This is a genomic window from Micromonospora sp. DT231, assembly GCF_049847025.1.
Classification (GTDB): domain Bacteria; phylum Actinomycetota; class Actinomycetes; order Mycobacteriales; family Micromonosporaceae; genus Micromonospora.
The window spans coordinates 12,996-24,620 of record NZ_JBNCNO010000022.1 but is presented as its reverse complement, the minus strand read 5'-3'; the positions used below and the strand labels follow the sequence as shown (position 1 = coordinate 24,620).

Sequence of the window (11,625 nt, the reverse complement as noted above, 5' to 3'; positions counted from 1 at the left end):
GATTCGGTTTCGCGGTGACCGGCGTCGACCGGCGAGGTCCTTGTCAGGTCCCGCAAGCGCTCCCACCGGGACCGCCACTCCACAGACGGCTCGCCGCAGGCACGAAGGTATGCCTCGACCGTCTCCCAGGCGGGGAGGTGATCACCACCAGCGGCCTCGGCGAGGGCCGTCCTCGATCGCCCGGTTGCCTTGGCCATCTGTAGGTACGTTGGATTTTGTGCTTTCGCCCGAACCTGACGTAGTTGATGGGCGAACGCCGCGAGTGGTCCCCCACGCGGATCGATCGGCCGTTCGGGGCGGGGCATGATCAGCTCCCGTTCCGACTCGAGAACCGGGCCTCGTCAGCGCGCGGCGCGTCGCCGGCTGGGCAGCCGGGGGCGACGGTGGATCCCGGCTTGACCCGATCGGGCCTTCCCGCGGACCGTGTGTGTACCTGAGTGAACAGCGAAGCCGGGCATAACGCCCTCCTTGGTCTTGTGGCCAGACGCTCCACGCTCCGCGAAAGTCGCTCATGACACGCGGCCGTTGGCGCGGCCGCATCCCTCTTCTGCCGAACGTGGGGTCCATGGTGCACTAACGCTGTAACCCCAACACCTTGGGGGTGACCTAGTGCCACCATCCGGGCACTCGCACGCCTCGATCGACTGTTCGAAGTTTGCTGGTTGTCCGGCGTAGACACCGGTCAACCGACGGCGGACAACCTCGTTTTCTGAGCTAAAGCAGGTCTCGTATGACTTGCTTCGTCCGAAACAGTCCGAGGGAGTTGCAGGGCCGTCAGGTGCCGGCCCAAGATTGCGCCATCGAGATGGGGCTTCCCCGTCTCCGTCGAAGCAGTGTCTGTGGCCAGACCGCTCGACTTTGGAGGGGTCTCCCGTTGGCGCGGGAGACCTTCTTCGTATATCTGCCCGCGCTCGCGCACGGAGCTGCACGACCCCCAGGCACCCGATGACGACGGTACTGTGCGCGGCCATGGGTGCTATCAAGCCGTGGCATATCGCGGTCCTGCTGTGTCTCGTCACGTCCACCGCACTCATCGGTGGCTTGATCGCGCTCCTGCTCAAGAGGGGCAACCGCAGGTGATCCGGGCCGATGATCACCGGCACCGACGGAGCCGGTGATCCACGACGCTGGGCCGTAGGCTGGTGCCGTGCCAGCTGTCCGTGCAGGAGCCTGGGCCGGTGGACCGGTCCGCAGACTGGCGCGGCCACGATGAGCCGGCCCGACCGAGGCACCCGGTCCATGCACCAGGCGCTGCCGCCCGAGCTGCGCAACGCCGTCGACGACTTCGCCGAGCACCTGTCCCGGGTGCGTAACCGCTCGGCGCACACCGTCCGCGCGTACGTCACCGATCTCGTCTCGCTGCTCGACCACGCCGTCCGGATGGGCTGCGTCGACCTGGCCGAGCTGGACCTGTCGGTGCTGCGCAGTTGGTTGGCGAAGCAGCGCACCACGGGTGCGGCCCGCACGTCGTTGGCCCGGCGGGCCGCGTCGGCACGGGCGTTCAGCGCCTGGGCGCACCGGGCTGGGCTGATCCCTGCCGACGTGGGGGCCGCGCTGGCCAGCCCTCGGGCGCACCGGGAGCTGCCCTCCGTGCTGCGCGCCGACCAGACCGCCGCCCTGGTCGAGGCACCGGCCCGGCCTGGTGTCCCGCTCACGGCCGCGCCGCAATCGGGCGCGGCGGCCGAGGCCGAGGCGGTGTCGCTGCGCGACCGGGTGCTCCTGGAGTTGCTCTACGCGACCGGGGTACGGGTCAGCGAGGTCTGCGGGTTGGACGTCGGCGACGTCGACCATGGTAGGCGGGTGATCCGGGTTTTCGGAAAGGGTGGGCGGGAGCGCTCGGTGCCGTACGGGGTGCCCGCCCAACGGGCGCTTGACGACTGGCTGCGCCGGGGCCGCCCGGCGCTTGTGGTCGCCCGCTCCGGTGACGCGCTGCTGTTGGGTGCCCGCGGCGGACGGCTCAACCCGACGACCGCGCGTCAGATCGTCGGCGGCTACGCCGAGGCCGTCGGCCTCCCCCGGACCAGCCCGCACGGTCTGCGCCACTCCGCGGCCACCCATCTGCTGGAGGGTGGTGCGGACCTCCGCGCCGTGCAGGAGTTGCTGGGCCACTCGTCGCTGGCCAGCACGCAGATCTACACGCACGTCTCGGTGGAGCGCCTGCGCGCCGCCTACCGACAGGCACACCCACGCGCCTGACGTCCAGCGCCGCCTATCGGCAGGCGTACCCGATCAAGCACCGGGTCCGAGCACGCCCGGCGGTTACGATCATCGAGTGAGCGTCCCGCAGCCCCCTGAGCCGATCCCGGGCGCCCGCCTGCTCTTCTCGCTGGACCCGGCGGTCAGCCATCTCAACCACGGCTCGTTCGGCGCGGTCCCGATCGCCGTGCAGCGAGCCCAGCAGCGGCTGCGCGACGAGATGGAGGCGAACCCGCTGCGCTTCTTCACCCAGGGCCTGGTCGACCGGATCGCGCACACCCGCCGGCACCTCGCCGGGTTCCTCGGCGCCGACCCGGACGGCAGCGCCCTGGTCGGCAACACCACCACAGGCGTCGCCGTGGTCCTCCAGTCACTGGGCCTGCAACCCGGCGACGAGGTGCTCAGCACCGACCACGGGTACGGGGCGGTGAGCCTGGCCGTCCAGCGCGAGTGTCGCCGTACCGGGGCGGTCGGCCGGGTCCTGCCGATCCCGCTGGCCGCCACCGACGAGCAGATCGTGCAGATCATCCGTGCCGGCCTGCGCCCCGGACGGACCCGGCTGCTCGTCGTCGACCAGCTCACCTCGGCCACGGCCAGGCTGTTCCCGACCGCCGCCATCGTCGGGGTGGCCCGCGAACACGGCGTACCGGTCCTGGTCGACGCCGCGCACGCCCCCGGAATGCTGGCCACCCCGGTGAGCGACATCGGCGCTGACTTCTGGGTGGGCAACCTGCACAAGTGGGCGTACGCCCCGCGCGGGACCGCCCTGCTGACGGTGACGCCGCACTGGCGGGACCGGATCGAACCGCTTGTGGTCTCCTGGGAGCAGGAGTCGGGTTTCCCGGCCCGGATCGAGTGGCAGGCAACTCTCGACTACACGTCCTGGCTGGCCGCCCCGGCGGGACTGTTCACGTTGCGCAGTCTCGGTGTCAACCGGGTGCGGGCGCACAACGCCGCGCTCGCCGCGTACGGCCAGCGGGTGGTGGGGGACGCGCTCGGGGTGGCTCCCGCCGACCTGCCCGACCCCGGCGGGCCGGGGGTGTCCCTGCGCCTCATCCCGTTGCCGGCCGGCATGGCCGCCACCATCGACGCGGCGCGGGCGTTGCAGACGCGGGTCGGCGAGCGGATCGCCACCGAGGTCGCGGTGATGAGCTGGAACGGCCGTGGGTGGTTGCGGCTCACGGGTCAGGTCTACAACACCGCCGACGAGTACGAGCGGCTGGCCGTGCGGCTGCCGGCGCTGCTCGCCCAGCGCTGACCGGACCGACCGGCAGCAGTCGCACCGGGCCGAGGCCGAGCAGTGCCAGCGGGTCGAGGTATTCCTCGCCCCGGCGCAGGCCCCAGTGCAGGCATGCCGCAGCCGGGCAACCCGGATGGCCGGGCAGCAGCTCGCCCAGCGGCGTGCCGGCGGTGACCTGCTGGCCGGGACGTACCGCCGGTTGCACCGGCTCGTGGGTGGTCCGGAGCCCGCCGGCGTGGCCCACGGTGATCACCGGTCGGCCGGCCACCAGACCGGCGAAGAGCACGGTGCCGGATCCGGCGCTGCGGACCACCGCGCCGGCCGGGGCGGCCAGGTCGACGCCCCGGTGCCCGGGCAGCCACGGCCGGGGCGGCGGGTCGAACCGGCGTACCGGCAGGGGTGACCCGTCGATCGGCCAACGAAACCGCTCGGCGGGCGCTGGGGCGGACGCCGTGACGGTCGCCAGGGCCGCGACCGGCAGCGGTGCACGGCGGGGCTCCGCCGTGACGAGCACGACCAGCCCGCAGAGCTGGACGATCAGCGCCAGGGCAGGCGCGGCGTGAAGCGGCAGGGCAGGCCCGGCGTGAAGCGGCAGGGCGCGGCGGGAGGCGGGAGGCTGTCGCATGCTGGCAGCCTTCCGCCGAGGCGGGACGGTCCGCCAGCCCGGCCGACGCGGCTGTGGACAACCGGGCGTGCTGTGGACGACCACCCACGGCCCTCGATGATCTGCTATGCCAGGGCGAGTGCACGTCTTCGCTGCTGAGGCGCTCGACCGTCGCGGTATCGGCCAGCGCGGCGGGGCCGTTCTCCTGTGCTGACCGAGGGCCTAGGCTGGGCCGCGTACGGCGGGTGACGCCGTGTGGACCGGGGAGGCCCAGGCATGACCACTGTCGATGACCGGACGCCACCACCAGCCGGGCCGACGGTGGCCGACGTGAGCGGTCCGTCCCGGCTCGCGGCGCCGGACGAGGCGATCAGCGCCGAGGAGTTGCAGCTCGCCGCCCGCAACCACGGCATCCCGTTGGAGGCGCTGCGCTACGACGTCACCCCTGCCGGGCTGCACTACCTGCTGATCCACTACGACATTCCGGAGCTGGACCCGGCGACGCACACGCTGACCATCGGCGGCGCGGTGGACCGGCCGCTGGCGGTCACGCTCGCCGAGCTGCGCGAGCGACCGCGGGTCACCCACCAGGTGACGCTCGAGTGCGCCGGCAATGGCCGGGCCCTGCTGCACCCTCGGCCGGTCAGCCAGCCGTGGCTGGTCGAGGCGGTCGGCAACGCCGAGTGGACCGGCACCCCCCTCGCTCCGCTGCTGCGGGAGGCGGGGCTCGGGCCGGACGCGGTGGACGTGGTCTTCACCGGCGCCGACCACGGTGTCGAGCGCGGGATCGAGCAGGACTACCAGCGGGCGCTGCCGGTCGCCGACGCGCTGCGCGAGGAGGTGCTTCTGGCGTACGAGATGAACGGCGCTCCTCTGCTGCCGCAGCACGGCGCGCCGCTGCGGTTGATCGTGCCGGGCTGGTACGGCATGGCGCACGTGAAGTGGGTCCAGTCCGTCGAGGTCCGGACCGAGCCGTTCGAGGGTTATCAGAACGCGGTCGCCTACCGGGTGCGTACCGACGCCGACGACCCCGGCGTGCCGGTGACCCGGATCGAGCCGCGTGCGCTGGTCCGACCGCCCGGCTTTCCCGACTTCATGTCCCGCCGCCGGGTGCTGCGGGCCGGGCCGTGCACGGTGGACGGTCGGGCCTGGTCGGGGCACGCGCCGGTGGTCGCCGTGCAGGTCACCACCGACGGTGGGCAGAGTTGGGAGTCGGCCGAGCTGGACCCGGCGGACGGGGGCGACTTCGCCTGGCGGCGCTGGCGGTACGAGTGGACGGCGACTCCGGGCCGGTACGTGCTCGGTGCGCGGGCGACGGACGCGTCCGGGCGGACCCAGCCGGTCGAGCAGCCGTGGAACCGTGGCGGCTTCGCCAACAACCTGGTGCAGCGGGTCGAGGTCGTGGTGCCGGCCGAGTGACCGGTTGGCGTCACGCCACGGGTGGGGGCCCGCGGTGCGGCCGAGCGGCAGGGCCGCGGTCAGCCGCCGAAGGGCAGGGCCGCGGTCAGCCGCCGAAGCCGGAGTCGGCGGGCAACGAGATGTCGGGCTTCTCCAGCTCTTCGACGTTGACGTCCTTGAAGGTCATCACCCGGACGTTCTTGACGAAACGGGCAGGACGGTACATGTCCCACACCCAGGCGTCGTGCATCTCGACCTCGAAGTAGACCTCGCCGTCGGAGTTGCGCACGTGCAGGTCGACCTGGTTGGCCAGGTAGAACCGACGCTCCGTCTCCACCACGTACGAGAACTGGCGGACAATGTCGCGGTACTCCCGGTAGAGCTGCAGCTCCATCTCGGTCTCGTACTTCTCGAGATCTTCCGCGCTCATCGCACTCCGCCTTCCATGGCCACATCTTCCCCCACCGGCGTCTGAGGCCGAGGCTGCTCGCCCAACGCCACGCCGACGGTACCCCCTGACGCCCCGGAGCGCTCCATCGGCTCTTGCCGGCCGGGACCGCCGGGACGTCTGGCGCGCGGCGGCCGTCCGTCGCGGCCGGAGACCGCTGCGACATTGACGTACGAGAACCGGTGCTCCCGGCACGGACCGTGCTCGCGCAGCGCCGCCGAGTGCTCCGGGGTGATGTAACCCTTGTGCTCGGCGAAGCCGTACGCCGGGAACACCCCGTCCAGCTCCACCATCATCCGGTCCCGGGTGACCTTGGCGAGGACGCTTGCCGCCGCGACGCACGCCGCCACCCGGTCACCCTTCCACACCGCGAGCCCCGGCACGCCCAGGCCGTCCACGCCGAAGCCGTCGGTCAGCACGTACTCGGGCCGGGTGCTGAGCGAGGCGAGCGCCCGGCGCATCGCGGCCAGGTTGCACACGTGCAACCCCCGGGCGTCGACCTCCTCGGCGGGGATGACCACCACGGCGTACGCGAGGGCCCGATCCACCACCTCGGCGTACACCCGTTCCCGGCTGGCCGGGGTGAGCAGCTTCGAGTCGGCCAGGCCCTCGATCTCGCCGCGCCGACCTTCGGGCAACACGGCGGCGGCGGCGACGAGCGGACCGGCACAGGCGCCCCGGCCCGCCTCGTCGGCGCCGGCGACGTGTCGGAAGCCGCGCCGTTGCAGCGCCCGTTCCAGGGCGTACAGGCCCGCCTCGCGGCGCACGACGGTGCGCGGTGGGGTCAGCACGACGCCTCGTTCCGGTCGGTGGCGGTCGACCGCGCCAACCGGCTCAGCAGGGCGGGCAGCTCGGCGGGGTAGAAGCGGTCACCGCTGGCCGCCAGATCGTCGGGGAGCCACCAGCGGTGGCCGGCGATGCTGCGCTGCTCGATGTCGTTGAAGCCGGCGGTGTCCACCTGCCAGGACGCCACCCGGAGGAGGAAGAAATCCTGCGCCTGGCGGTACCACACCCCGTCGAACGTGAACTCCGTCGTGTCGGACCAGACCGGCTCGCCCAGCTCGGCCGGGTCGAGCCGCAGCCCGGTCTCCTCGGCCAACTCGCGGGCCGCGCCCACTGCCGGCGACTCCCCCGGATCGAGCCCGCCGCCCGGGGTGAACCAGTAGCGGTGCCCTGGTCGGGCCGGATCGAAGCCCTCGAAGAGCAGGACCCGGCCGGCCGCGTCGACGAGCAGCACGCGGGCCGCGCGTCGAGGGGTGTAGACGGTCACCGCACCAGCCTGCCAGACCGACGGCGGATCGCCCACGCCCCGTCGGCCTACGGCTTGGGAATGCCGTCGAACCCGTCGGGCACCGTCAGCCAGGTGGCCCGGTTGACCGGCCAGAAGACGGTGAACGCCCGCCCGACCACGTCGTCCTCGCGGATGGTGGCCTCGGTGATGTTCTGCCCGGACTGCTGCCAGTGCTCCAGCGAGTCACCGGACGCCGAGCGGTGGTCACCCATGACCCACAGCCGACCCTTCGGCACGGTGATGTCGAACTCCTGGTCGGCCGCCTTGTCGCGGACGCCGTCCAGGGAGAAGATGTACGGCTCGTCCAGCGACTTGCCGTTGATCATCAGCCGTTCCTGCGGGTCGCAGCAGACCACGTGGTCACCGGGGATGCCGATCACCCGCTTGATGAAGTCCTCGCCGTCGGGGTTGCCGCTCCACTCGATCGGCGCCTTGAAAACGACCACCTCACCGCGGTGCGGCGACCGGAAGTCGTAGACCAGCTTGTTGACCAACACCCGGTCATCGATCTTGAGAGTGTTCTCCATGGACGGGGAGGGGATGAAGAAGGTCTGCAGCACGAAGGCGCGGACCAGCACCGCGACCAGGATCGCCACACCCAGCAGGATCGGCAGTTCCTTCCAGAAGGAGCTGCGCGGCTTGTCGGTCTGCTCGTCAATCACGCCAAGGAGCCTACGTTGCCGAACTGGACGTCACCGACCGGAACGCGCGGGAAGCACGCAGCGCGGCCGCCAACGGGAGGATCAGCAGCACACCGCCCTGCGGGCTCGGTCGCGCCGGGGGTGCGCCCGAGGAGGCCGCGCCCGGCCCGGGCACGTCGTCGAACGTCGCCGGCACCGGCAGCGGGTTCCACCGCGACGAGGGCCAGACCACCATGAAGGCCCTGCCGACCACGTTGTCGATCGGCACCGGGCCCTGGCAGCGCGCGTCCTGGGAGACCTCACGGTGGTCGCCCATCACGAAGATCTGACCGGGCGGTACGACGACCTCGTCGAAGCGCCGGGAGCGGCACTCCGACGGATTGGGCGGCAGGTCCAGCGGGGAGTCCCGCAGGACGTACGGCTCGTCGAGCGGCGTGCCGTTGACCGTCACCCGTCCCTGACTGTCGCAGCACTTGACCCGGTCGCCGGGGACGCCGATCACCCGCTTGATGAAGTCCTTCTCACCGGGGCGGCTCACGCCGATCAGGTCGCCGACGGTGCGGGTCAGCTTGCCGACGAAGCCCGGCTCCGGCTGGTCGTCGACCTGCGGCGCCCAGCGGTCGGTGCCCCGGAAGACCACCACCTCGCCGCGGGCCGGGTCACGGACGTCGTAGACGACCTTGTTGACCAGCACCCGGTCATCGACGAGAAGCGTGTCCTCCATCGAGCCGGACGGGATGTAGAACGCCTGGAGCAGGAAGGTGCGGATCAGCACCGCGAGGCAGAACGCCACCACCAGCAGCAGCGGAAGCTCCTGCCACAGCGGCATCTGCCGGCGGCCACGGCGCGCGCGCCGGCGCCACGGATCGACGGTGCCGTCCTCGTCAAGCGTCTGCACCACGCCACTCCCCGGTCCGCAGAAACACCACCGCCCGGGAGCCTCGTCGAGGCTCCACGGGCGGCAGTGGACAGCTACCCGCCCACGTGGGCGGGCTCGCCGCCGTGCTGCGCCCGTGACGACCAGGGTAGTGCGGTCTGGTCGTTACGGCATACGCGCAGCTCGGGCGGCGTGGCGAGCGGGAAGTCAGCTGGGCTGCTTCTCCCGCTTCTCCTTGATCTTGGCCTTCTTGCCGCGCAGCTCGCGCAGGTAGTACAGCTTGGCGCGACGCACGTCACCGCGGGTCACGACCTCGATCCGGTCGATGCCCGGGCCGTTGATCGGGTAGGTCCGCTCGACGCCGACGCCGAAGCTGACCTTGCGGACCGAGAAGGTCTCGCGCAGACCGTCACCCTGGCGGCGGATCACGACGCCCTGGAAGATCTGGACACGGGACCGGTTGCCCTCGACGACGCGGGCGTGCACCTTGACGGTGTCACCGGCCCGGAAGTCGGGAAGGTCGGTCCGCTTCGACTGGGCGTCAAGGGCGTCCAGGATGTTCATCGCTGCGTCCTCGTAAGGCTCACGGCGCACCGTCACTCGGTGCGCGGGTGGGTGATTCTGATCCCCGGGTGGTGGTCGGCGGACCGACCCCGGTCGGTGATCCTCGCAGCCGCCCGCGGGCGCGGACGGATGCGGCAACCCCCCTACTTTGCCACATCCCCCGGTGGCAGCTGAAATCCGGCCCGGTCCAGGGCCGCGATGTCCCGTTTGTCGAGCCGATCTCCGGGCAGCGCGGCGAGCAGATCCGGGCGGCGGGCCGCGGTTCGCAGCAGACCCTCCTCGCGCCGCCAGCGGGCGATCTTGCCGTGATCACCGGAGCGGAGCACCTCCGGCACGTCGTGCCCGCGCCAACTCGGCGGCTTGGTGTAGATCGGCGCCTCCAGCAGCCCGTGCGCGTGCGACTCCTCGTCCAGCGAGCCCGCGTTGCCCAGCACCCCCGGCAGCAGCCGGGTCACCGCCTCCAGCATCACCAGGACCGCGACCTCGCCGCCGAAGAGCACGTAGTCACCGAGCGACACCTCGGTGACCGGCATCCGGGTGGCGGCGTGCGCCAACACCCGCTGGTCGATCCCCTCGTACCGGCCGCAGGCGAAGAGCAGGTGCGACTCGGCCGCCAGTTCGTACGCCATGGCCTGCGTGAACGGGGCGCCGGCCGGCGACGGCACCAGCAGCCGGGGCGGCGGGGCCTCGGCCGGCGCGAGCGCGTCCAGCGCCTCCCCCCACGGCTCCGGACGCATCACCATCCCCGGTCCACCGCCGTAGGGGGTGTCGTCGACAGTGCGGTGCACGTCGTGGGTCCAGGTCCGCAGGTCGTGCACGGCGAGCTGGAGTACGCCGTTGGCCCGCGCCCGCCCGATCAGCGACAGGTCCAGCGGGGCGAAGTACTCCGGAAAGATCGACACGACGTCGACGCGCATGGAGGTGGTCCTAAAGATCGAGCAGTCCGGCCGGCGGGTCGACGATCACACGTCCACCGGCCAGGTCGACCTCCGGAACGATCGCCCGGACGAACGGGATCAACGCGGTACGCCCCTCGGGGCGTCGCAGCACCAGCAGGTCCGAGGAGGGCGCGTGGTCGATGCGGACGACCTCGCCCAGCGGTTCGCCGGCCGGGTTCACCACGGCCAACCCGACCAGCTGGTGGTCGTGGAACTCCTCCGGGTCGTCCGGCGGGTCCACGTCGGCGCTGTCCACCACGAGCAGCGTCCCGCGCAGCGCCTCGGCGGTGTTGCGGTCCGGGATGCCCTCGAACGCGATGAGCACCCGACCCTGGTGGAAGCGGGCTTCCTCGATGGTCAGCTCCGCCGGAACGCGGAACGGCACGCCCGGACCGGTCGCCGGCGCGGGCGGCGGAACCGCCCCGGGCTCGGTGCGCAGCACCGAACCCGGGACGAACCGTGCTTCAGGCTCGTCGGTCCGCACTTCCACGGTGACCTCACCGCGGACGCCGTGCGGCTTGCCGATCCTTCCGATGACGAGCTGCATCAGTACGAGTCGACGATGTCGACGCGTACCCCGCGCCCGCCGATGGAGCCGATCACCTGGCGCAGCGCCTTGGCGGTCCGACCGGACCGCCCGATCACCGTGCCGAGGTCCTCGGGGTGCACGCGGACTTCGAGCCGCTTGCCCCGACGGGAATCGACCATCCGCACCCGGACGTCGTCCGGGTGGTCGACGATGCCCTTGACCAGGTGCTCCAACGCCGGACGCAGAGGCATGTCAGGCCTGCTCACCGGCGTCGGCAGTGGCGGCGGGAGCCTCGGCCGGGGCCTCGGTCTTCGGCGCCTCGGCCGCAGCCTCGGTCTTCGGGGCCTCGGCAGCCTTGGCGGCCTTCTTGGCCGGCTTGGCCGGGGTCTCCGGGGCCAGCCCGGCGGCGGCCTTCGCCTCAACCTCGTACGCGGCCTTGCGGTCGGCCCGCTCGGGGGCGACGAGCAGCGGCGGCGGGGCCGGCAGGCCCTTGTACTTCTGCCAGTCACCGGTCAGCTCCAGCAGACGCTGCACCGCCTCGCTCGGCTGAGCGCCGACGGACAGCCAGTACTGGACCCGCTCCGACTTGACCTCGATGATCGAGGGGTCTTCCTTGGGCTGGTAAATCCCGACGAACTCGATCGCCCGACCGTCACGCTTGGTGCGCGAGTCAGCGATGACGATGCGGTACTGCGGGTTGCGGATCTTGCCCATCCGCAGGAGCCGGATCTTTACGGCCACAGTTGTTTCGCTCCTGTTGCGATCTCACCGGCCCGTGTGGGCGGTGTGCATGGGTGAGCGCCGACCGGACCCGTGGGGTTGGGCCGGAGACTACTCGGTGGACTAGCGACGTGCCCGGGTTAGAGGGCGCCGGACGCGCGCCGGATACCAGCGACCCA

14 protein-coding genes are annotated in these 11,625 nt (G+C 71.8%); 3 read left to right on the top strand and 11 right to left on the bottom strand.

The features are described from left to right. The first annotated feature begins 1,209 nt into the window (after window positions 1–1,209). Together ACPXBU_RS33990 and ACPXBU_RS33985 are read left to right on the top strand one after the other, a co-directional pair. The gene (locus ACPXBU_RS33990; protein WP_425761292.1) at window positions 1,210–2,196 is read left to right on the top strand and encodes a tyrosine recombinase XerC; all 987 of its coding nucleotides are present in this window, start codon (window positions 1,210–1,212) and stop codon (window positions 2,194–2,196) included. A gap of 76 nt (window positions 2,197–2,272) precedes the next feature. Further along, window positions 2,273–3,454, top strand: a complete 1,182-nt coding sequence (locus ACPXBU_RS33985) for an aminotransferase class V-fold PLP-dependent enzyme (RefSeq protein WP_425761291.1) — start codon at window positions 2,273–2,275, stop codon at window positions 3,452–3,454. On the opposite strand, the gene ACPXBU_RS33980 is transcribed toward ACPXBU_RS33985, so the two are convergent. Then, window positions 3,375–4,061 carry a murein hydrolase activator EnvC family protein gene (locus ACPXBU_RS33980; RefSeq protein WP_425761290.1) on the bottom strand — a complete coding sequence of 229 codons (687 nt, stop codon included), beginning with the start codon at window positions 4,059–4,061 and terminating at the stop codon, window positions 3,375–3,377. The genes ACPXBU_RS33985 and ACPXBU_RS33980 overlap by 80 nt on opposite strands. 255 nt (window positions 4,062–4,316) lie before the next feature. On the opposite strand from ACPXBU_RS33980, the gene ACPXBU_RS33975 reads away from it, so the two are divergent. After that, window positions 4,317–5,459 (top strand): sulfite oxidase, encoded by a 1,143-nt coding sequence (locus ACPXBU_RS33975; RefSeq protein WP_425761289.1) that lies wholly within the window; start codon window positions 4,317–4,319, stop codon window positions 5,457–5,459. 85 nt (window positions 5,460–5,544) lie between these two features. Here ACPXBU_RS33975 and ACPXBU_RS33970 read toward each other — a convergent pair whose 3' ends face one another. From ACPXBU_RS33970 to rpsP, 10 genes are all read right to left on the bottom strand, one after another. After that, the gene (locus tag ACPXBU_RS33970; protein WP_007075222.1) at window positions 5,545–5,868 is read right to left on the bottom strand and encodes a DUF2469 domain-containing protein; all 324 of its coding nucleotides are present in this window, start codon (window positions 5,866–5,868) and stop codon (window positions 5,545–5,547) included. Then, window positions 5,865–6,677, bottom strand: coding sequence for a ribonuclease HII (locus ACPXBU_RS33965; RefSeq protein ID WP_393372970.1), 813 nt, complete (start codon window positions 6,675–6,677; stop codon window positions 5,865–5,867). Before ACPXBU_RS33965 ends, ACPXBU_RS33970 begins: the two co-directional genes overlap by 4 nt. After that, entirely contained in the window at window positions 6,671–7,156 is a 486-nt protein-coding gene (locus tag ACPXBU_RS33960) for an NUDIX hydrolase (RefSeq protein ID WP_393372967.1), read from the bottom strand. The genes ACPXBU_RS33965 and ACPXBU_RS33960 overlap by 7 nt, the downstream gene beginning before the upstream one ends. A 47-nt stretch (window positions 7,157–7,203) precedes the next feature. Continuing rightward, a complete protein-coding gene (lepB, locus tag ACPXBU_RS33955; RefSeq protein ID WP_393372965.1) occupies window positions 7,204–7,839 on the bottom strand; it encodes a signal peptidase I in 636 nt (211 codons plus the stop codon). A 10-nt stretch (window positions 7,840–7,849) separates the two neighbouring features. Continuing rightward, window positions 7,850–8,719: a signal peptidase I gene (lepB, locus tag ACPXBU_RS33950; RefSeq protein WP_425761288.1), complete on the bottom strand. Its 870-nt coding sequence runs from the start codon at window positions 8,717–8,719 to the stop codon at window positions 7,850–7,852. A 183-nt stretch (window positions 8,720–8,902) separates the two neighbouring features. Then, a complete protein-coding gene (rplS, locus tag ACPXBU_RS33945) occupies window positions 8,903–9,259 on the bottom strand; it encodes a 50S ribosomal protein L19 (RefSeq protein ID WP_030487486.1) in 357 nt (118 codons plus the stop codon). A 143-nt stretch (window positions 9,260–9,402) separates the two neighbouring features. Continuing rightward, window positions 9,403–10,176, bottom strand: a complete 774-nt coding sequence (gene trmD / locus ACPXBU_RS33940; RefSeq protein ID WP_393372960.1) for a tRNA (guanosine(37)-N1)-methyltransferase TrmD — start codon at window positions 10,174–10,176, stop codon at window positions 9,403–9,405. A 10-nt stretch (window positions 10,177–10,186) separates the two neighbouring features. Beyond that, a complete protein-coding gene (gene rimM, locus ACPXBU_RS33935; RefSeq protein WP_425761287.1) occupies window positions 10,187–10,744 on the bottom strand; it encodes a ribosome maturation factor RimM in 558 nt (185 codons plus the stop codon). Beyond that, entirely contained in the window at window positions 10,744–11,004 is a 261-nt protein-coding gene (locus tag ACPXBU_RS33930; RefSeq protein ID WP_172862164.1) for an RNA-binding protein, read from the bottom strand. The genes rimM and ACPXBU_RS33930 overlap by 1 nt, the downstream gene beginning before the upstream one ends. Next, the gene (gene rpsP, locus ACPXBU_RS33925) at window positions 10,979–11,467 is read right to left on the bottom strand and encodes a 30S ribosomal protein S16 (protein ID WP_425761286.1); all 489 of its coding nucleotides are present in this window, start codon (window positions 11,465–11,467) and stop codon (window positions 10,979–10,981) included. Before rpsP ends, ACPXBU_RS33930 begins: the two co-directional genes overlap by 26 nt. Between the last annotated feature and the right edge of the window lie 158 nt (window positions 11,468–11,625).